Source organism: Janthinobacterium sp. GW821-FHT03C10 (assembly GCF_059420865.1).
In genome coordinates this window covers 17,880-37,412 of record NZ_JBWKUN010000002.1, presented here as the reverse complement: position 1 = coordinate 37,412, position 19,533 = coordinate 17,880, and the positions used below count along the sequence as shown (strand labels likewise).

The 19,533-nt window shown below is 64.6% G+C and carries 16 protein-coding genes; 10 read left to right on the top strand and 6 right to left on the bottom strand.

The features are described 5' to 3' along the window. Nucleotides 1-7 precede the first annotated feature (7 nt). The 3 genes from AC07VH_RS07925 (at nucleotide 8) to AC07VH_RS07915 (ending at nucleotide 2,822) form a co-directional block, all read left to right on the top strand. The gene (locus tag AC07VH_RS07925; RefSeq protein WP_475413958.1) at nucleotides 8-415 is read left to right on the top strand and encodes a MerR family transcriptional regulator; all 408 of its coding nucleotides are present in this window, start codon (nucleotides 8-10) and stop codon (nucleotides 413-415) included. Nucleotides 416-622: 207 nt separating this feature from the next. Continuing rightward, nucleotides 623-1,255 (top strand): response regulator, encoded by a 633-nt coding sequence (locus tag AC07VH_RS07920; RefSeq protein ID WP_010399201.1) that lies wholly within the window; start codon nucleotides 623-625, stop codon nucleotides 1,253-1,255. A 151-nt stretch (nucleotides 1,256-1,406) separates the two neighbouring features. Further along, the gene (locus tag AC07VH_RS07915; protein WP_494787140.1) at nucleotides 1,407-2,822 is read left to right on the top strand and encodes a sensor histidine kinase; all 1,416 of its coding nucleotides are present in this window, start codon (nucleotides 1,407-1,409) and stop codon (nucleotides 2,820-2,822) included. Between the two features lie 66 nt (nucleotides 2,823-2,888). Here the strand turns inward: AC07VH_RS07915 and AC07VH_RS07910 are convergent, their stop codons facing one another. Together AC07VH_RS07910 and AC07VH_RS07905 are read right to left on the bottom strand one after the other, a co-directional pair. Further along, nucleotides 2,889-3,698, bottom strand: a complete 810-nt coding sequence (locus AC07VH_RS07910; protein WP_034783188.1) for a Crp/Fnr family transcriptional regulator — start codon at nucleotides 3,696-3,698, stop codon at nucleotides 2,889-2,891. 226 nt (nucleotides 3,699-3,924) lie between these two features. Beyond that, nucleotides 3,925-5,982 carry a methyl-accepting chemotaxis protein gene (locus AC07VH_RS07905; protein ID WP_494787139.1) on the bottom strand — a complete coding sequence of 686 codons (2,058 nt, stop codon included), beginning with the start codon at nucleotides 5,980-5,982 and terminating at the stop codon, nucleotides 3,925-3,927. Nucleotides 5,983-6,156: 174 nt separating this feature from the next. Between AC07VH_RS07905 and AC07VH_RS07900 the strand changes: the two genes are divergently transcribed. After that, the gene (locus tag AC07VH_RS07900) at nucleotides 6,157-7,833 is read left to right on the top strand and encodes a peptide chain release factor 3 (protein ID WP_489630803.1); all 1,677 of its coding nucleotides are present in this window, start codon (nucleotides 6,157-6,159) and stop codon (nucleotides 7,831-7,833) included. Nucleotides 7,834-7,950: 117 nt separating this feature from the next. Here AC07VH_RS07900 and AC07VH_RS07895 read toward each other — a convergent pair whose 3' ends face one another. After that, nucleotides 7,951-9,843 (bottom strand): putative bifunctional diguanylate cyclase/phosphodiesterase, encoded by a 1,893-nt coding sequence (locus tag AC07VH_RS07895; protein WP_494787138.1) that lies wholly within the window; start codon nucleotides 9,841-9,843, stop codon nucleotides 7,951-7,953. Between the two features lie 454 nt (nucleotides 9,844-10,297). Between AC07VH_RS07895 and AC07VH_RS07890 the strand changes: the two genes are divergently transcribed. Both AC07VH_RS07890 and rnk read left to right on the top strand, forming a co-directional pair. Then, nucleotides 10,298-10,423 carry a hypothetical protein gene (locus tag AC07VH_RS07890; RefSeq protein ID WP_489630545.1) on the top strand — a complete coding sequence of 42 codons (126 nt, stop codon included), beginning with the start codon at nucleotides 10,298-10,300 and terminating at the stop codon, nucleotides 10,421-10,423. 10 nt (nucleotides 10,424-10,433) lie between these two features. Next, the gene (rnk, locus tag AC07VH_RS07885) at nucleotides 10,434-10,841 is read left to right on the top strand and encodes a nucleoside diphosphate kinase regulator (protein ID WP_162835757.1); all 408 of its coding nucleotides are present in this window, start codon (nucleotides 10,434-10,436) and stop codon (nucleotides 10,839-10,841) included. A 59-nt stretch (nucleotides 10,842-10,900) separates the two neighbouring features. Here the strand turns inward: rnk and AC07VH_RS07880 are convergent, their stop codons facing one another. From AC07VH_RS07880 to AC07VH_RS07870, 3 genes are all read right to left on the bottom strand, one after another. Then, nucleotides 10,901-11,929 (bottom strand): transporter, encoded by a 1,029-nt coding sequence (locus AC07VH_RS07880; protein WP_494787137.1) that lies wholly within the window; start codon nucleotides 11,927-11,929, stop codon nucleotides 10,901-10,903. Nucleotides 11,930-12,044: 115 nt separating this feature from the next. Beyond that, nucleotides 12,045-12,743: a YXWGXW repeat-containing protein gene (locus AC07VH_RS07875; protein WP_494787136.1), complete on the bottom strand. Its 699-nt coding sequence runs from the start codon at nucleotides 12,741-12,743 to the stop codon at nucleotides 12,045-12,047. A gap of 199 nt (nucleotides 12,744-12,942) precedes the next feature. Further along, on the bottom strand, nucleotides 12,943-13,191 hold the full coding sequence (locus AC07VH_RS07870) for a hypothetical protein (protein WP_494787135.1): 249 nt from the start codon (nucleotides 13,189-13,191) through the stop codon (nucleotides 12,943-12,945). Nucleotides 13,192-13,500: 309 nt separating this feature from the next. Here AC07VH_RS07870 and AC07VH_RS07865 point away from each other — a divergent pair, with 309 nt between their 5' ends. The 4 genes from AC07VH_RS07865 to AC07VH_RS07850 all read left to right on the top strand — a co-directional run bounded on the left by AC07VH_RS07865 (nucleotide 13,501) and on the right by AC07VH_RS07850 (nucleotide 19,533). Beyond that, a complete protein-coding gene (locus AC07VH_RS07865; RefSeq protein WP_494787134.1) occupies nucleotides 13,501-15,828 on the top strand; it encodes a coiled-coil domain-containing protein in 2,328 nt (775 codons plus the stop codon). Nucleotides 15,829-15,847: 19 nt separating this feature from the next. Then, nucleotides 15,848-18,172: an SUMF1/EgtB/PvdO family nonheme iron enzyme gene (locus tag AC07VH_RS07860; RefSeq protein WP_494787133.1), complete on the top strand. Its 2,325-nt coding sequence runs from the start codon at nucleotides 15,848-15,850 to the stop codon at nucleotides 18,170-18,172. Nucleotides 18,173-18,250: 78 nt separating this feature from the next. Beyond that, on the top strand, nucleotides 18,251-18,649 hold the full coding sequence (locus AC07VH_RS07855; protein WP_072453163.1) for an OsmC family protein: 399 nt from the start codon (nucleotides 18,251-18,253) through the stop codon (nucleotides 18,647-18,649). Then, nucleotides 18,646-19,533 carry a pirin family protein gene (locus AC07VH_RS07850; RefSeq protein WP_489630551.1) on the top strand — a complete coding sequence of 296 codons (888 nt, stop codon included), beginning with the start codon at nucleotides 18,646-18,648 and terminating at the stop codon, nucleotides 19,531-19,533. The genes AC07VH_RS07855 and AC07VH_RS07850 overlap by 4 nt, the downstream gene beginning before the upstream one ends.

The following is a 19,533-nucleotide window of genomic DNA, read 5'->3' as shown; positions in this document are numbered from 1 at the left end:
AGTGGCGATGAACGAGCGCATCAGTAAAACCGAGTTGATCGCCCCCTTGCCGCCCATTCCGGCGAAACGCTATTTCACGATCGGCGAGGTGAGCGAGTTGTGCGGCGTCAAACCGCACGTGCTGCGCTACTGGGAGCAGGAGTTTTCTCAGCTCAAGCCGGTCAAACGACGTGGCAACCGCCGTTATTATCAGCACCATGAGGTGCTGTTGATACGCCGCATCCGCGAATTGCTGTATGAGCAGGGTTTTACCATCAGCGGCGCGCGCAACAAGCTCGATAGCCGTGGCGCATCGCATGCCATTCTTGATGAGCTGCCTGTGCTGCCGGCCATGCCCGTCGTGCCGCAGGAAGCGCCGCTGGACCGCGCGTGGATACGCAATGAATTAATGGCGATTTTAAACTTGCTAAAATAAGATTTGTACCAATATAGGTGGGGTTGTCCGGTACCGCTTGACTATACTGCATGGGCGCTCCGGCTCCGCCTTGGCGCTGCCGCTACCGTACGGTGCGCCATATTTTGAATATAATGTTAATGTTGCGTTTTTGTTAGTGACGCTAGGCCGGAGCAGCGTTCAGGTTCCGGTAGTCTTTCCCAGGCCAGGAAAATTTAAGGGGAAACAATGATACGCGTTGCCATTTGTGATGATCACCAAATAGTACGAGCTGGATTCAAACAGATTTTTTCGTCGTCAGACGATTTCAGTGTGGTGGCGGAAGCCGGTACGGGGCGCGAAGCGCTCGATATCGCCCGCCGCGAAATTTGCGATGTATTGCTGCTCGATATAGCCATGCCCGACCAGAGCGGCATCGATACCTTGCGCACGATCCGCCAGGGCCAGCCGGAATTGCCCGTGCTGATCCTCAGCGGCTATCCTGCGCAGCAATACGCGCTGAACCTGTTCAAGATGGGCGCGAATGGCTATCTGAACAAGGAATGCGAAGCCGATGAGCTGATGACGGCCGTGCGCACCGTATTCCAGGGGCGCCGCTATGTCAGCTCCACCGTGGGCGAGTTGCTGGCGCAGTCGTTCGACCGCGACACGAATGCGGCCTTGCATACGGAATTGTCGGACCGCGAGTTCCAGGTCTTCCTGCGCCTGGCGCGCGGCGCCACCGTGTCCGATATCGGCGTGGCCTTGTCGCTGAGCATCAAGACGGTGAGCACCTACCGTACGCGCATCATGGAAAAAATGGGCTTGCAATCGAACAGCGACTTGACCTATTACGCAATGAAAAACAATTTGCTTGACTAGCGCTGCGGTGCGATCATGGCAGCATGATCGCTCAGCCAGCTAGCCGGGCACGACTTGATGTTGTGCAGTGCAGCAGTTTGTGGCGAGGACTATAATTGGCCGGCGCCGGCGCTCTCTCCCGCGCCGAACCTTGCTAAGGATGCACATCAGGATGTATTTCACCGCTGAACCGGCCCCGAATCACCGCCTGCCCCTGTACAAGACGATCCTGTGCGTGACTTGCGCCTTGCTGCTTGTACTCAATGGTTTCAGTCTCTATCATAACCTGCAGTCGCTGAAGGGCACGAACGCCTTGCTCAGCCAGAGCGCCCGCGTGGCGGACCGCCTGCAGTATTTGAACGTGCTCGTGCTCGATGCGGAAAGCAGCTTGCGCGGCTATTTCATTTCCGGCTCGGAAACCTATCTGGGGCCGTCGAAGACCGCCACCACCGAAATCGAAAACGAATTCAACGAGCTGCAGACTTTGCTTGCAGGCAGTCCCACCCAACTGAAGAACCTGGGCCAATTAAAGAGCTTGATCCGTCGCAAGATGTCGATGCTGCAACAGTCGATCGACGTCTACAAGCAGGGCGGGCTGGCCGAGATCGTCAACATTTCCCGCGTGACCGACGACCGCGCCACCATGGACGAGATCCGCCTGCAGGTGGTGATCATGACGCGCGAGCAGAATGAAGCGCTGTCGTCCGGCAGCGCCGCCTTTTATCATGAGTATCAGAAAGCCGTGCTGCTCGGCATCGGCATCAATGCCCTGGCCATCCTCGTGCTGATCATGTTTTACCAGCTGGTGCGGCGCAGCTTCCAGAACCGCGCGGCCGTCGAGTATGCATTGCAAAATGCCAACGACACCCTGGAATCGACGGTCAGCAAGCGCACGGAGCAGTTATCCGTGCTGTCGCGCCATTTGATCAGTGTCAATGAAGTGGAAAAGGCGCGCCTGGCGCGCGAGCTGCACGATGAGCTGGGCGCCAACCTGACCTCGATCAGCATGGACCTGGGGGCCGTCACGCAGCAACTGGCGCATACACAGCCTGACCTGGCCGCGCAATTGCGCCGCGCTAAGGCGACCTTGCTGGAAACGGTGGAACTGAAGCGCCGCATCGTCGAAGATCTGCGCCCCAGCCTGCTGGACAACCTGGGCCTGTGCGCCGCCATCGAAAGCTATTGCGAGGATTTTGCGCGCATGAGCTCGGTTCGCTGCGAAACGGATGTGGCCATCAATATCGACAACCGCGAAGCGACCCTGACGATCGCCCTGTTCCGCATCGTGCAGGAATCGCTGACGAATATCCTCAAATATGCGCGCGCCGGCATGGTCAGCGTGACATTGAAGCGCAACGAGCACGGCTTGGTGCTGCGCGTGATCGACGACGGCATCGGCATCACGGAAGATGCGCTGCAAAAACCCATGTCGCACGGCTTGCTGGGCATGCGCGAACGTGCCTTGTTGCTGGGCGGCACCCTCACCGTGCGCCAGGGGCCGGAAGGCAAGGGGACGTGCGTGGAAGCCGTGATTCCCTTGCCGCTGACGCAGGAGCCGGAAGAGATCGACGAAGACGCCAGCGTGTGAGTGTTTCTGAATGCAAAAAAATGGCCGGGCATGCAGCCCGGCCATTTTTTTATCCATCCTGTCAGATCAGCAGCGTGATACGTCGCGCAGCAAACGGTCGTATTCCGTCTTGGCGACCTTGTAGCACTCGCCCGCATAGCATTCCAGGCCGGCGCGGTCCAGCACCGTGATATTGCCGCGGCGATAGTGGATCAAGCCTTCTTCCTGCAGCTTGCCGGCGGCGGCCGTGATGCTTTCGCGGCGCACGCCCAGCATGATGGAGATCAGCTCCTGCGTCACCTTCAATTCGTTCGATGGCGAACGGTCCAGGCGGTCCAGCAGCCAGCGGCACAGCTTTTGCTCGATCGAGCTGTGGCGGCCGCCGACGGCGTTCTGCGCCATCTGCGCAAACAGGGCGTTGGTGTAGCGCATCAGCAGCTGGGGCAGGGCGCCGCCTTGATTGAAGGCATCGCGCAAGCTTTGCGTTTTCAGGCGGTAGCCGTAACCGGCGCTTTGCACGACGGCCGTGCACATGGCGCGCTCGCCTGCCAGCAGCGAGGCACCAGCCACGCCTTCATGGCCGACGACGGCGATTTCCGTCGTGGCGCCGTCTTCCATCACGTACAGCAAGGAAATGATGGCGGTGGTGGGGAAGTAGCTGTATTCCAAGTTGTTACCGTAGGCATACAGTTCCTTGCCGAAAGGCAGTTCCACCAGTTCCAGGTCTTCGAACAGCGATTCGAGCGCGGCGCGCGGCAGGGCGGCCAGCAATTCATTCTGTTGTGCACTGCTGAGGCTAACCCGCGACGCAAGCTTGATTTCCCGTCCGGCCGCCGGCATGGCGCGCGGCAGCAGCTGGTTCTTCTGGACCGGGGCGATAAGTTGAGTATGGCTCATAGTATTCCTCACAGGCTTTTTACATCGGAGTGCGACTGCCGCGTTGCCGGTCAAAAAAAGCTGCCGTACTCATGTGATAACGGTGTTTCTTTCGACCGCGCGGTGCAGATCGCGATGTAGCTACTTTAAAAGCTTATGTAAGTGGCGAACATAAGATTAGCAGTCGCCACTTTGTAGTCTCTTTTGAGGCGAAATTGTAGTCCTTGTCCTACGCGCACACTTTTGACTAGCTAGCCTTGCGCCGTTCTGCGCGATTTTGTGATATGACGCGCGGCTTGTTGGCGCTCCACAGGCCGGCCGGACGCACGCTGGGCAAGCCGTCGCGCACGGTCGCGGCGGGTGTCTGGCGCGGGCCTGGCACTTCGTGTTCCCCCAGGCGGAAGCGGCTCACGGCCTGCGTCAGGGCCTCGCCTTCCTGGTGCAGGCGCTGCGAACCGGCGCGCGCCTCGTCGACCAGGCCCGCGTTCTGGCGCGTCATGTCGTCGATCTGCGCCAGCGCCTGGTTGATGCGGGCGATCTCGCCATTCTGCTCGGCACCGGCGCTGCTGATGCGTCCGATCACCACGGCAACTTGCTGCACGGCATCGACGACTTGCCGCATGGTGTGGCCGGCGGCATTGACCAGGTCGCCGCCCGCATCGACGGTGGCGACGGAATCGCCGATCAGGCGCTTGATTTCCAGCGCCGCCTCGTTCGAGCGCTGCGCCAGGCTGCGCACCTCGGCCGCCACGACGGCAAAGCCGCGCCCTTGCTCGCCCGCGCGCGCCGCTTCCACGGCCGCGTTCAGTGCCAGGATATTCGTCTGGAAGGCGATGCCGTTGATGACGCCGATGATGTCGACGATCTTGTGCGAGCTGGCCTTGATCGAGGCCATGGTCTCGACCACGGCGCCCACGGTGTGCCCGCCGCGCAGGGCCACGTCGGCCGCCGTTGCCACCAGGGTGCGTCCCTGTCCTACGTGGGCTTCGTTGCGGCCCACGGTGGCCGTCAGCTCGCGCATCGAGTCGACGGTGGCGCCCAGCGCGTCCGCTTGCGTGGCCGTGTGGCCGGACAGGGCCGCGTTGCCCTGGGTGATATCGGCGCCGGCCGCCGCGATGACGGCCGCGCCGCCGCGGATTTCCCGCACCAGGGTGGCCAGGCCATGCGTCATGGCGCCGAAGTCGCGCACCAGGTCGCCGATTTCGTCGTGCGCCTGCGAGGTGATGCGCTGCGACAGGTCGCCCGCCGCCGCCGCGCCGACGGCCAGGCGCAATTGCGTCACGTCGCGCGCAAACGCGGCATAAAAGCCCGCGCACAGGTAGGCTGCGGCCATCAGCACCAGCAACATGGCGGCCATGATCAGGCCGCGGCGCGCTTCGTCGCGGGCGACGCGCTGCGCCAGCAGGCTGTCGAGCGCGGAGGCGGAGGCGCCGGACAGCGCGTGCAGGGCGTCGATCGCCTGCATGCCGGCCGCGTGGAATTGCGCGCCCGAGGTCTGGTCGTAGGAATTTGTCACTTCATTCTTCGTACGTTCGAGGAAGGCGAGAGCTGCCGGCACGGCTTTCAGGGCAGGCTGCAGGCTGGCGCGCAAATCCGGCCTGGCGGCGAGGATTTCATCGAAGCGGGCCGGCAGGCGTTCCAGTTCGTGGCGCGCGATCAGGGCGTTGGCGTTGACCAGCTGGTCCTCGTTCGCTTCGAACAGGCCCGTGTCGATGTAGGCGGCGCCGCGCCCGGCGATGTCGGACAGGCTTTCGGTCAGGTCGGGCAGGGTGGCCGTGAAGACGGCGCTCAGGTGGTTGGCGCCCGCGTCCGGGTCCAGGCTCAGGTGCGAACGGTCGGCCACCAGCTGGCCCAGCTTGGCCGCCTGGCGCAGCAGCGCCGTGTGCGCCGCGTAGCTGTCGCGCGCCGCCAGGCCCGCCTGGCGGCCCAGCAGTGCTTGCCACTGCTTCGTCAGCTCGGCCGCCTGCGGCAGGCCCGCGCCGGCCGGCAAACGCCCCAGGGCCGCCAGCGCGGCCGTGATGCGCGCATTGACGGCCGTGTTGTCCATGCCCGCCTTGCCGCTCAGGCGCAGGTGCTCGAGGCCGCGCCGCTGCTGCAGCAGGCGCGTGCCTTCCTGCAGCTGGCGCACATACGCCACGCCCCGCTGCGCATCCTGCGCCTGGGCCAGCGACTTGCCCAGTTCCGAGATCAGCAGGGTGGTCGCCAGCGCCAGCGGCAGCAGGAAGACCAGGCAGACAAGCATGAATTTGGGCAGCAGGCGCAGGCGCTGCATGAGTCGGACGGCGGGGGTGAGGAGCATTTTCATCGGGTTTCCAGGGTAGGGTGACAACATTTCTGCACTGCAATGTTGCCTGCGGATTGTGACCCCTTGATGAAGCGGGCGATTTTGCCGTTCGCCACAGTGAAGCAGTTCACACGGAAGGCCGATCCTTCTGTAAAATCGAGGGTTTTTTGCGAGGGCCATATTATGGTCACCAATATGGCCAACGAGAACGACATCCACACCCCCGATTCCACCGACAGCGCGGACAACGCCGCGGCGCCAGCCAGCAGCAAGGCGCCGGCCGTGATCGCGCGCGAAGTGCAGCGCCGCCGCACCTTCGGCATCATTTCCCACCCGGATGCGGGCAAGACCACGCTGACGGAAAAACTGCTGCTGTTCTCGGGCGCGATCCAGATGGCCGGTACCGTCAAGGCCCGCAAATCGGGCCGCCACGCGACGTCGGACTGGATGGAGATCGAGAAGCAGCGCGGCATTTCCGTCGCTTCCTCGGTGATGCAGTTCGAATTCCGCGACCACGTCGTCAACCTGCTCGACACCCCGGGCCACCAGGACTTCTCGGAAGATACCTACCGCGTGCTGACGGCGGTCGACTCGGCGCTGATGGTGATCGATGCGGCCAAGGGCGTGGAAGCGCAGACGATCAAGCTGCTGGCCGTCTGCCGCATGCGCAATACGCCCATCGTCACGTTCATGAACAAGATGGACCGCGAGACGCGCGATCCGCTGGACCTGCTCGACGAACTCGAGTCGGTGCTGAAGATCCAGTGCGCGCCCGTCACCTGGCCTATCGGCATGGGCAAGAACTTCCGCGGCGTGTACCACCTGCTGAACGACGAGATCATGCTGTTCAAGGCGGGCGAGGAAAAGGCCGACGGCGCCTTCGAAATCATCAAGGGCATCGACAATCCCCGCCTGCAGGAGATGTTCCCGCTGGAGATGGATCAGTTGCGCATGGAAGTCGAATTGGTGCACGGCGCGTCGAATCCGTTCAACCTGGAGGAATTCCTTTCCGGCGTGCAGACGCCCGTGTTCTTCGGTTCGGCCATCAACAACTTCGGCGTGCGCGAGATTCTCTCCGCCCTGGTCGACTGGGCGCCGGCGCCGCGCCCGCGCGACGCGACCGTGCGTTCCGTCGATCCGACCGAGCAGCCCTTCACCGGTTTCGTCTTCAAGATCCAGGCGAATATGGACCCGGCCCACCGCGACCGCATCGCCTTCCTGCGCGTGTGCTCCGGACGTTTCGAGCGCGGCATGAAGGTCAAGCACTTGCGCCTGGGGCGCGAGATCAAGGTGTCGAACGTGGTGACCTTCATGGCTTCCTCGCGCGAACAGGTGGAAGAAGCGTACGCGGGCGACATCATCGGCTTGCCGAACCATGGCAACATGCAGATCGGCGACAGTTTTTCCGAAGGCGAGATGCTGACGTTTACGGGCATCCCGTACTTCGCGCCGGACTTCTTCCGCTCCGTGCGCATCCGTAATCCGCTGAAGATCAAGCAGTTGCACAAGGGCTTGCAGCAGCTGGGCGAAGAGGGCGCGGTGCAGGTCTTCAAGCCGGTGCAGGGCGGCGAACTGGTACTGGGCGCCGTCGGCGTGCTGCAGTTCGAAGTGGTGGCCAGCCGTTTGCTCAACGAGTACGGCGTCGATGCCGTGTTCGAAGGCACCAGCATCAGCAGCGCGCGCTGGGTCAGCTGCGACGACAAGCGCGTCCTGCAGGACTTCGAAAACGCGCTGGGCCACAACGTGGCCTACGATGCGGCCGGCAACATGGCTTACCTGGCCACGTCGGGCGTCAACCTGCGGTTGACGGAAGAGCGCTGGCCGAAGCTGACATTCCACGCGACGCGCGAGCATTCGGCGAAATTGGCCTGATGTGGGTGGTGTCGGGTTACGCGCTTCGCGCTAACCCGACCTACGCCGACCTACCTGTTCATGGCGTAGGTCGGATTAGGCCAACGGCCGTAATCCGACACCATCGTTGGCAGCAACTCAAGCCGGCAAAATCGTGCGCGTGCTCCAGTCGCGCCGCTCCAGCAGCAATGCCGTCAGCTGCGCCGCCGTCATCGGGCGCGCGAAGAAGTAGCCCTGCACGTTGTCGCAGCCCGCCGTTCTCAAAAACTCCACCTGCTGCAAGGTCTCCACCCCTTCGGCCACCACCTTCAGGTGCAGGCTGTGCGCCATGGCGATGATGGCCGTGACGATGGCTTCGCCCTCGCCCGGCAGGTCGTGCACGAAGCTGCGGTCAATCTTCAATTGGTCGATCGGCAGGCGCTTCAGGTAGGACATCGACGAATAGCCGGTGCCGAAATCGTCGACGGACAAATGGATGCCCGTTTCCTGCAGGCGCCGCATCAGTTCCACGTTGGCGTGGATATTGTCCATCAAGACCCCTTCCGTGATTTCCAGCTCCAGCAAGCCATGCGGCAGCTGCGTTTCGTGCAGGATGGCGCGGATATCGTCCATCAGGCCCGGGTCGCGCGCCTGGCAGGCCGACAGGTTGACGGCCACGTGCTCGAGCGAGTCGAGCAGCCCCGCCTTGCACCAGACGGCCGCCTGGCGGCAGGCGCTTTGCAGCACCCAGCGTCCCAGGTCGACGATGATGCCGCTTTCCTCGGCCACGGGAATGAATTCGGCGGGGCTCAGCTGGCCCATTTCGCGGCAGTTCCAGCGTACCAGCGCTTCCACGCCCACGATGCGCCCGCTGCGCAAGTCGATCTGCGGCTGGTAGTGCAGATACAGTTCCTCGTTTTGCAGCGCGCGGCGCAGGTTCGCTTCCATGCGCAGGCGGCGCTGGGCGCGCAATTCCATTTCGGCCTTGAACACGGCGTAGCGGTTCTTGCCCTGGTGCTTGGCGTGGTACATGGCCGTATCGGCATTGCGCGTCAGGGTGGCCACGTCCTGTGCGTCGAACGGGTACAGGCTCACGCCGATGCTGGCGCTGACGTACAGCTGGTGGCCTTCGAGGTCGAATGGCGCGGCCAGCACGGCGAGGATCTTGCGCGCCACGCTGGCCATTTCCGAGCTGTCGTCGGCCGGTTCGACGATGACGACGAATTCGTCGCCGCCGATGCGGCAGATGATGTCGGTGCCGCGCAGGATGGCCACCAGGCGCTCGGCGACGAGCTTGAGCAGCTGGTCGCCGCAGTGGTGGCCCAGCGTATCGTTGACGATCTTGAAGTTGTCCAGGTCCAGCAGCAGCAGGCCCACGCTGCTGTCCTGGCGGTCGGCGCGCGCCAGCGCGTAGGCCAGGGCATCGTTGAATTCATGGCGATTCGGCAGCTGCGTGACGGAGTCGACGTGGGCCAGGTAGTGCAAATGGCTTTCCGCATGCTGGGCGGCGGTGCGCGTGCGGCGCACCATCAGGAACGTCAGGCCGAATGCGCACAGGCAGACGAGCAGGGTGAAGGCGGCAAATTGCGCCAGGCTGGCGTACAGCGGCGCCAGGCTGGCGCGCAGGTACAGCGCGCCGCCGCCGGGCAAGGCCTTCAGGATGGCGGCGCTGCCGTCCAGATAATCGATATGCAGGCCGTTGCGCGGCGCCGCGGGCACGGCGTCGGCGCCACTGCGCGCGTAGCGGGCAAACGGCATGCCATAGGGGGTGTAGAGCAGTGCTTGGCGGATATGCGGGGCGGCGGCGAGGGGAGCGAGAAGTTGTTGTGCAGCAAGACGATTATCCTGACGCATGGCCTGGGAGGCGGCGGGCGCCAGCATGTCGGCCTGGATGCGCAGGTTGTGCTGGAAGGATGCCTGGAGGGAAAACAATTGGAAGAGGATCAGCAGCAGGCTGGCCGTGGCCAGCATGGCCGCCGCGGCCAGCAAGTTCAGCCGGGCTATCCGGTCGCCGCGCAGCTGCACGGAAGGCAGCATCAAGGGCGCCATCATGACGCATGCTCCTGCCGGCCCCGCTTGCCGCCGCCCCGTGTGATCCCGCCTCGCCCTGCCATACTTTACGTTCCAGTCTGATGAAAACCGAAGTGAGCCGGAACTCTCAACGTGTTGCTAAGTGTTGCTAAGGCCGACATATTGTCATTTTGCGGCGTGAAAGTACAGGGCGCGCGGCAATTTAGTGTCCAGGCCGCAGATCGGTGGCGGCAGGCAAGGCGACAAGACAGGCGGAAATAGCTGGCCGTGTCTTTCTAATAATAAATCAAATTGAATTTTAATCCTTTTTTGAGCAGCCGGGTTTTTTCCCTAAAAACATGCTGATAGTAAACAAAATGCCATGAAGAATAACTTCAATGCGTCCGTCCAGCCTGGCGCGGATTAACTTTTTCTCTGGGTGGCTGATTGCAAGTCATTGATTTTTATAATTTTTAATGAAGAATGCGAGAACGCTATGGCCTTGCTCCGCGAGTTCGTCCATAATCCGCTGATGATGGACGTTCTGATGCTGTTTGTTTTGTCCGCCGCGGCCAAGCAAGTTGCCGCCAGCAAAACCGGACGTCGCCCTAATGATCAATAGTGAGGATATCTTGGAAAAAAAACCAAAAATTATTTTGTCGTCACAAGACCTGGAACGACTGGAAGCGTTGTTGTATGCCTTGGGTAATAATTTGTCGCCTGACAAGGCCGCCTTGCTCGATGAACTTGGCCGTGCCGAGGTGCTCGAGCCGCAAGAGATTCCCCCGACCGTCGTGACGATGAATTCCACCGTGCGCTTCACGGTGGAAAACAAGGAGGAATTCTGCCTGACGCTCGTCTATCCGAAGGATGTGGAAGGCCAGGCCGACCGTATTTCCGTGCTGGCGCCCGTCGGCAGCGCGCTGCTGGGCCTGTCCGTCGGCGACAGCATCGCCTGGCCCATGCCGGGCGGCGTGGTGAAGGTCAAGATCGAGGAAATCGTCTACCAGCCTGAACGGGCCGGCGAGTACCACCGCTAAGCGCGGCAAGCACCATGGGGGACGGCGCCCGCCGTCCGCCCGCCAGGCCGTGCAGGGATTTAACTGTTTCTCTGCACGCGCACCACCAGCCATCCCGCCACGACGGTGAACGTGACGATGATGGCGACGATGATCCAGAAGCCCTGCGGGTGCTGGGCCAGCGGAATCCCCCCCACATTCATGCCCAGCATGCCGGCGATGATGTTGATCGGCAAGGCCAGCACGGTGACGATGGTCAGCACGAACAGGCTGCGGCTGTTTTCCTCGTTGACGCTGGCGGCAATCTCTTCCTGCAGCAGCTTGATGCGTTCCTGTAGCGAGGACATATCGCTGAGCACCACGGAAAATTCCTCCGTCGACTGGCGCAGTTCCAGGCTGTCCAGCTCCGACACCCATGCGGGCGGACGCTGCAGCAGGCGGAACAGGGCGGCCGGTTCCGGCGCCAGCAGGCGCTGCAGCCGCACCAGCACGCGCCGCATGCCGCCCAGGTCTGCGCGTTTCGGCACCAGGCGCCCGGCCAGCAAGTGATCCTCGATATCGTCGACCCGCGCCACGGCATCGCGCACGATGTTGACCAGCACGTCGGCCTGGTCGCGCAGCAGGTGGATCAGCAGTTCCACCGACGAGCGGATCGGTTCGTGGTTCTTGATGACGGCCTGGCGCAGGCGCTCGATCGACTGCAGCGGCGCGCGGCGCGCCGTGATGACGAGGTTTTGCGCCACGCTGGCCCACATGGTGGAAATATCGGACGCCTCGAACGAGAAATTGTGCACCACATCGTTGACCACGGCGATCAGGGTGTTTTCCGCCTGCTCGATGCGCGTGGAACGGGAGCCCTGGTGCAGGGTTTCATAGAATTCGTCGGCCAGCTGCGTGTGCGCCATCAGCCATTTTTCGCTGGCGGCATGCGACAAATTAAAATGCAGCCAGACGAATTCCTGCGCCGGCCTCGCCGCGCCATCGGCCAGCCAGGCCAATGCGGCCGTCGAGTCGAGCGCCAGCGGCTGCGCCGCGCGGCCAAACAGGAAGCCCCAGACCAGGCCCGAGGTATCCGAGCCGTAAGTAAAACCGGCAGTTTCCATCGCCATCGTGAATCTTTCTCGCGCAGTGTGATTGATCGTCGCGCGATGTTAATACACGGATGTGTCCGGAAAATGACAAGGCCACCGCGATGGGTGGCCTTGTCGGGACTACGGATGCGTATTAATCGCGGCGCGGATTATCGGGACGGCGGTCGTCGCGGTTCGGTACGCCGTCACCATCGCGGTCGTGGCGGTTGCCATTGTCGCGGTCATAGCGGTTGGGGATGCCGTCGCGGTCGCGGTCGCCGTTCGGGCCCCGTGGCGACCAGCGGCCTTGCTCCATCTGCCAGCGGCCATCGCGCTGGTTCCAGGCGGGCGGCGCATACACATAGCCGGGGCGTTCGGCGATCCACACGCCCGGCGTCCAGGCGTAGCGCTGGCTGCGCCATTCCCAGTGGCCGGGCGCCCAGATGTAGCCGTGGCGCGCGCGCGGGATGGCTTCGCGGCGCGGCGGCGGCGGGGCGATGCGGATTTCGTCATAGCGCACGGGCTGCACCTGCGCGGCGACCCAGCCGCCACGGTCCAGGCGCCAGCGGTTGTTCTCCTGTATCCAGGCGGCGCGGCGGTACTGGTTGCCGCCCCGTTCGCGCAGCCATTCGCCATTGTTCCAGACATGGCGCTGGCCATCCCAGTTCCAGTAGCCTGGCGCCCAGACATAGCCGGCGCGCGGCGCCGGCACGCTTTCAAACCGTGGCGGAGGCGGGGCGTTGCCGACGACAATGCTGACGCCGAGCTGATTCTGTGCCATGGCCTGCGCGGGCAAAAAAGCCGCGGCGCTGATGGCAAGCATGGCTGCTGCGTAGAGTGCGATGGGTTTCATTGTGTGCTCCATTTCGGTGATTGCGTGAAATGGACTATAGGCGCTTGCGGGCGTGCTGATCGCCTTTGATTCAACTTATTACAATTGACACAATGCTGTGTGTCCGTGTATCCGTGGCGGATACAATGAGATGCAAATGGCGGCCTGGCGCGGTCGTGTTCAAACTGGCGCCAGGCGGCGTGGAGTCATCATGCGTGGCTCACAGGGTGCTGGCGGTGGCGTTGCCCAGCAAGGCTTGGCGTTCCTCGATCAGCGAGATCTTCTTTTCCTGCTCCGTCAGGCGCTTGGCGCTGACCACCACGACGGGGATGGCGTTCGCCTGCGCCACGTCGGCGCTCCTGGCTGCCGATGGCTGCATGAAGCTGACGTAGCTGGCACCGCAGGCGATGGCGACGACGACGGTAAAGATGGCTTCCATGTTTTTCAGGGCGTTTTTTTGCGTGTTCATGATCGTTCCTTTCGGTGGCGGGTGGGTATGTCTGCACTGTAGCCAAGCGCGCGCCCGCCCGCCATGCGCATGCGACCAGCCGTGGTTTTGGCGGGATGGCCTGCAAAAAAACGGCGCTGAAATGCCGACGGGGGCGGCCGACCAGCCGACGGCTGGAATTGAGGGCTAAATAGCCCTGTATCCGGGCATATGAATGCAATTGCCACATGGCATTATTCGATACTGCGCGCTGTAGCGTGCGCCGCCGGCGCTCCTGCTAGAATCGCTACGGCAGCCAGCGCACGCAATCATTCTCATCAGGAGTCACACATGTTCCAATTGTTTGGTTTTGGCGGCGCCCGCTGCCCGCGCTGCGAGCACAAGAACGGCGCTGCCGCCGGCTATTGCGCGCAATGCGGCTTGTCGCTGGGCGCTCCCGACAGCGACGCGGTGCTGCATGCCAATCAATGGCATCTTGCTGATGGGCAACTGGCCCTGTTCTTCGGCGTGCGCGAGCTGTCCTCGCTGTTCGGCAGCGCGGCGCGGCGCCTGCAGGTGCCGGCCGAGTCGCGCGCCTGGATCGTGCAATCGGACGCTTTCACCTTGATACCGGCCGGCGACTACGACAGCGCCGCCTTCTTTGCGCGCCTGCCCGCGCTGCTGCCGGCACGCCCGGCCGAAGTGCTGATCGCGCGCGCCGACGCCGTCAGCCTGGAATTCGACCTGCCCGGGCTGGCCAGCACGGAGCTGCTCAACGTCGCCGCGTCCTTGCGTATCGATATCGCGCTGGGCCAGCCCGATGCGTTCGCGCGCCAGTTCATGCGCGCGCCGGGCGCCGTCACGCGCGCCCACCTGCATGCCTTGCTGCTGCCGTCCGTGCGCCAGATTGCGCTGGAATTCATCGGCAGCCGCGCGCTGCGCGAGATGGACGCGAATGCCGACCTGCGGCCCGAACTGAACGAACGCCTGCAATCGGCCCTGACGCAGCGCCTGGCGCCGTCCGGCCTGGCCGTGGCACGCGTGGAAACGCTCAGTTTGCGGCACGACAGGCGCGATGGAGACGCCGGCGCCAGCATCGGCACCCTGTGGCTGGGCGGCTTGCCGGCGCAGGAACTGGAGCAGCACAGCCTTGAGCGCATGAAGCAGCTCGACCAGCTGTATGACGAGGAAGAATGGCAGCGCATCCGCCGCGAGGAACTGGCGGCGCGCCATGCGCACCGCCGCGCCGAGCTGCAGCAGGATGCGACGCTGGAAAAGGCGGAGCTGGGCCACCAGGAGGCGGAGCGCCTGCAAGCGCTGCGCGGACGCCAGATCGACCTGTATGGCCGCATCCTGGAAGCGAAGTCGCGGCGTCAGGCGCTCGACCATGGCGCCGCGCTGGCGCTGGGCGAGCTGGAACAGGAACTGGCGCAGAAGGGCGCGCAACGGGCCGATGAAGCGGCCAACTGGGAACACGTGCGGGCGCTGGCCGCCATCAAGATGCGTAGCGAGCTGGAATTGTCGCAGCTGCACGGGCGCGAGCAGATCCAGCTGGCGCAGCAGCGCTTTACGCATCAAGTCCACTTGCAGTCGATCGCGCAGCAGGTGGAAAGCGCGCTGCTGATCGACGACGAGACGGGCCGCCGCACCCAGCTGGCGCGCCTGCGCCAGGCGGAGGCGGATGCGGCCCAGCGCGAGGCGCAGCTGGAGGCGGAGCAGCACCAGGCGGCCTGGCAGGGCCTGATGCTGGCCAACGCGGCGCGCAAGCGCGAGGCCGAGCGGGTGCAGGAGTGGGAAGACCAGATGCAGCTGGCGCGTCAGCGCGAACTGCTGCGCGCCGAGGCGCACAAGGACGAGGCGGCCCAGGTGCAGGCGGCGGAAATCGCGGAAAAGGTGGCAGCGCTGCGGCGCGGCGGCGCGCGCGAGGACGCCATCGCGCAGCAGGAAAAGCTGCTGCGCACCATCGAGGCAGACGGCGTGCACGCGCGCCAGCTGCAGCAGCAAACGCAGCTGGCGCAGCTCGACGCGCTGGCCATCGAGGAACAGCGCCAGCAGCTGCGCCAGCTGGAACAGGAAGCGCAATGGCAGCGCGACTTGCTGGCCATGGCGCAGCAGCGCGAAAGCGATTACGCGCGCTGGAAGGGAGAATATGAAGCCCTGCTGGCGCAGCAGGCGCATGCGGCCGAACTGGCGCGCATCGACATCGACCGCATCGAGAAAATCGGCTCCCTGAGCGACACGGGCAAGGTGGCCATGGCCGCCGGGCAGAATGCGGCCGCGCTGGCGCAAGTGCTCAAGGTGCAGCTGCAGGCGGGCATGAGCGCCGAGCAGATCCACGCGCTGGCGGCGCTGGCGGCGGCCGAAAACAGCGTCGCGCCGCTGGACGCGCTGCGCATGGCGCAGGACAGCGTGGCGCAGGAACGCAGCTATCTGGAAGGCCAGGCGGAGCGCGAACGGCGCCAGCAGCTGGACCTGATCAACCTGCAGAATGCGGCGCATGCGCACGGCCTGTCGGCACAGGCGCAGCTGGGCGTGGCCGTGGCGCAGGCGCTGCAGCCGGGTGCGGCCTCCGCCGCGCCAGCATCGGCGCCGGCCCGCTGCAAGAACGGCCATGCGCAGCGCGCGGGCCATCCCGAAGATAAATTCTGCGCCGCCTGCGGCGTCGCCCTGCAGCCTTGATGGAAGCGTTTCACCCCAGATGATGCAAAAAGCACGAGATAAACTGCGGGAACTGCGCGCCCTCCACGACGACGGGCTGCTCAGCGAGCAGGAATTTGAACGCCGCAAGAACGCCATCCTCGACGCCGAGTACGCGCCGCCCGGCACCGCTCCCGTGGCCGCGCCGCTGCCCGTGCGCCAGGGCACGGAGCTGGGCTTCATGACGGGCCAGGAAATCGGTCCGCAAAACCGCCGCTACCGGCTCGAACGGCTGATCGGCACGGGCGGCATGGGGCAGGTGTGGCAAGCCACCGACCTGGCTACGCACGCGGAGCTGGGCAGCAGCGAAATGGTGGCGCTGAAGATATTGCCGCCGCAGCTGACGCAAAGCGCCACGCATGCCAAGCTGCTGATCGAGGAAGCGACCCAGGCGCGCAAGCTCGCGCATGAAAACATCGTGCGCGTCTACGAGTGGGCGCAGGACCCGGCCACGGCCAGCTATTTCATCATCATGGAATGCCTCGATGGCGAAGACCTCGAGCACTATCTGGCGCGCGAGGGCGCGCTGCCCCTGTCCACCGTGCAGCAACTGCTGCAGCCGGTGGCCGAGGCCCTGTCGTATGCGTGGGAAAAGCACAAGCTGGTGCACCGCGACCTCAAGCCGGGCAACGTCTTCCTGACGGCGAAGGGAGACGTCAAGCTGCTCGATTACGGCATCGCTACGCGCGTGCGCAATGCGGACAGCAGCCTGGCGCTGGACATGCCGAATGCGGGCACGCACGGCTACCGGGCGCCCGAGGCCGGCGCCAACCAGCGCCAGCCCAGCCCGCGCCTGGACGTGTATGCGGTGGCCGTGATGATCTATCAAATGCTCGAAGCGCGCATGCCGTTCGACGACGCGCGCAGCGCCAGCCATCTGCCATCAACGCCGCAAGCGCTCAACGCGCAACAATGGCAAGTGCTGCAGAACGGATTTTCGCTGACGCCGGAACTGCGTCCGCAATCCGTGCAAGCCTTGCTGGAAAACCTGGAACGCGCGGCCGGGCCGTCGCCCGAAGAACTGGCGGAGCAGGCGCGCCAGCAGCAGGCGCGCGCGGCGCAGCAGCAAAAGGAGGCGGCGCTGGCCGCCGAACAGGCCCGCGAGGAAGAGATCAAGCAGGCCCGGATACGCCAGGAAGAACTGGACCAGCGCCGCAAGGCGGAAATCCAGGCCGCCGCGCTGGAAAAGCAGCGACTGGACAAACTGCGCCGCGAGCAGGAGGCGCAGCGCCATTTCGAAGCGGAAGAGGCGCGCAAGCTGCGCAAGGAGGCGCTGCGCGGCCAGCTGCGCGCGCGCCGCGAAGCCGATGCCGCCACCGCCTTGCAGGAACACCAGGAGTTGCAGCGCAAGGCCATCGTCGCCAAGGCGGAGGCGGCCTACCGCGCCGAGCAGGAACGGGCGCGCCGCGAAGAGGCCAGCCGCGCCGCCGCTGCCGCTGTCCCGGCGCCGGCATCCGCGCCGGCGCCGGAAGCGGAATCGGAACCCGAACATGCGCAACCGGTGGCCAATGCGGAAGGCGTCTTGCGCGACGATTTTCTCGATGGCGCGGGGCAGGGGCCGGAACTGGTGCTCATTCCCAGCGGCCGCTTCCAGATGGGCGCGCACGAGACGGAGCACAAGGCCGCCATCCAGGCCGGCTCGCAACAGGCCTGGCTCGAGCGCGAGAGGCCGCAGCACTGGGTCGGCATCGAGCGCCCGTTCGCGCTGGCGCGCCACCCTGTCAGCGTGGGCGAATGGCGCGCCTTCGTCAAGGCGACCGGCTGGGCGGGCGGTTCCGAGACGGACTGGGACAATCCCGGCTTCGTGCAGAACGACCAGCACCCGGTGGTGGGCGTGAGCTGGAATGACGCGCAACTGTACCTGGCCTGGCTCAGCGAACGTACCGGGCGCAAGTACCGCCTGCCCAGCGAAGCGGAATGGGAATACGCGTGCCGCGCCGGCACGCGCACGGCGTTCAATGTGGGCGACACGATCAGCACCGAGCAAGCCAACTATGACGGCCTGTATGTGTACAACGGCGGCCCGCGCGGCGTGTACCGGGGCGGCACCAGCCCGCTGGGCATGTTCGCGCCGAATTCCTGGGGCCTGTTCGACATGCATGGCAATGTGTGGGAATGGGTGCAGGACGTGGTGCACGACAATTACGAGGGCGCGCCTGTCGATGGCAGCGCATGGGAAGAGGGCAGCGACAGCAGCCGGCGCATCCTGCGCGGCGGCTCCTGGCTGTACCACCCGCGCTACCTGCGCTCGGCCCTGCGCAACGGCTTTTCCACCGTGCTGTCGAATGACATCGTGGGATTCCGCGTGGCGCGCACGCTCGATTAGGCAAGTTGGCATGGAGCGGGCTGCGCCAAGCGGGCAAACGGTGTAAATTGTGGCTTTCCAAACGCACCAAGGAACGCCATGACCATCAAAGCCATCCGCGACCAGTCGCAAGCCATGCGCCACATCGTGCACGTGCGCGATCACATCATATCCGCCGACGCCTCGGTGGAGGAGGGCGGCGGCGACGCCGGCCCGTCGCCGCACGACCTGTACGACGCGGCCCTGTCGGCCTGCAAGGCGCTCACCGTCGTCTGGTACGCCAAACACAAGGGCATCCCGCTGGAGCACGTGGAAGTGTCGACCGAGCGCGATGCCAGCGAGGAGCGCAAGGGCGTGTACCGCCTGGCCGCCACCCTGCACCTGACGGGCGAGCTGACGGATGCGCAGCGCCAGGAATTGCTGGCCGTGGCCGGCAAATGCCCGATCCACAAGCTGATGACGGCCGTCACCACGGAAATCACGACGGTGCTGGCATGAGCGCGGCCATCCTGAAAAGCCATGAAAAGGACCTGGGCGGCGGCTTCGTCGTGCGGCGCCTGCTGCCGTCAAGCCAGAAACAGGCCGTCGGCCCCTTCATCTTCTTCGACCATTTCGGCCCCATCGACGTGGCGCCCGACGCCAACCACGACGTGCGCCCCCATCCGCATATCGGCCTGGCCACCGTCACCTATCTGTTCGAGGGCGCGATCGACCACCGCGACAGCATCGGTTCGTACCAGCGCATCGAACCGGGCGCCATCAACTGGATGACGGCCGGGCGCGGTATCGTGCATTCGGAACGCACGCCGCAGGATCTGGCCGGCCAGCCGCACCGCACGCACGGCTTGCAGCTGTGGGCCGCGCTGCCGAAGGCGCACGAAGAGGATGCGCCGAGTTTCACGCACACGCCGCAGGCCGACATTCCCGTCGTGACGCTCGATGGCGCCGTCGTGAAAGTCCTGATTGGCACGGCCTTCGGCCAGACCTCGCCCGTGCGCACCTACATGCAGACGCTGTACCTGGACGTGGCGCTGCAAGCGGGGCGCGAGCTGCGGCTGGAAGGATTGCCGCCGGAAGCGGCGATCTATCCGGTCAGCGGGGAGGTGCTGCTCGACGGCGTGGCGCTGCTGCCGCACACCATGGCCTTGCTGGAGGCAGGTGCCGTGCCCGTGGTATCGGCAGGCGGCGGCCTGGTGCAGTTCGTCGTCATCGGCGGCGAGCCGCTGGACGGCCACCGCTACCTGTTCTGGAATTTCGTCTCGTCGAGCAAGGAGCGCCTGTCGCAGGCGGCCGACGACTGGAGCGCCCAGCGCATGGGGCAGGTGCCGGGCGAGACGGAATTCATCCCGCTGCCGAAGGCGCCCCTGCGCCCGGCGACCTGA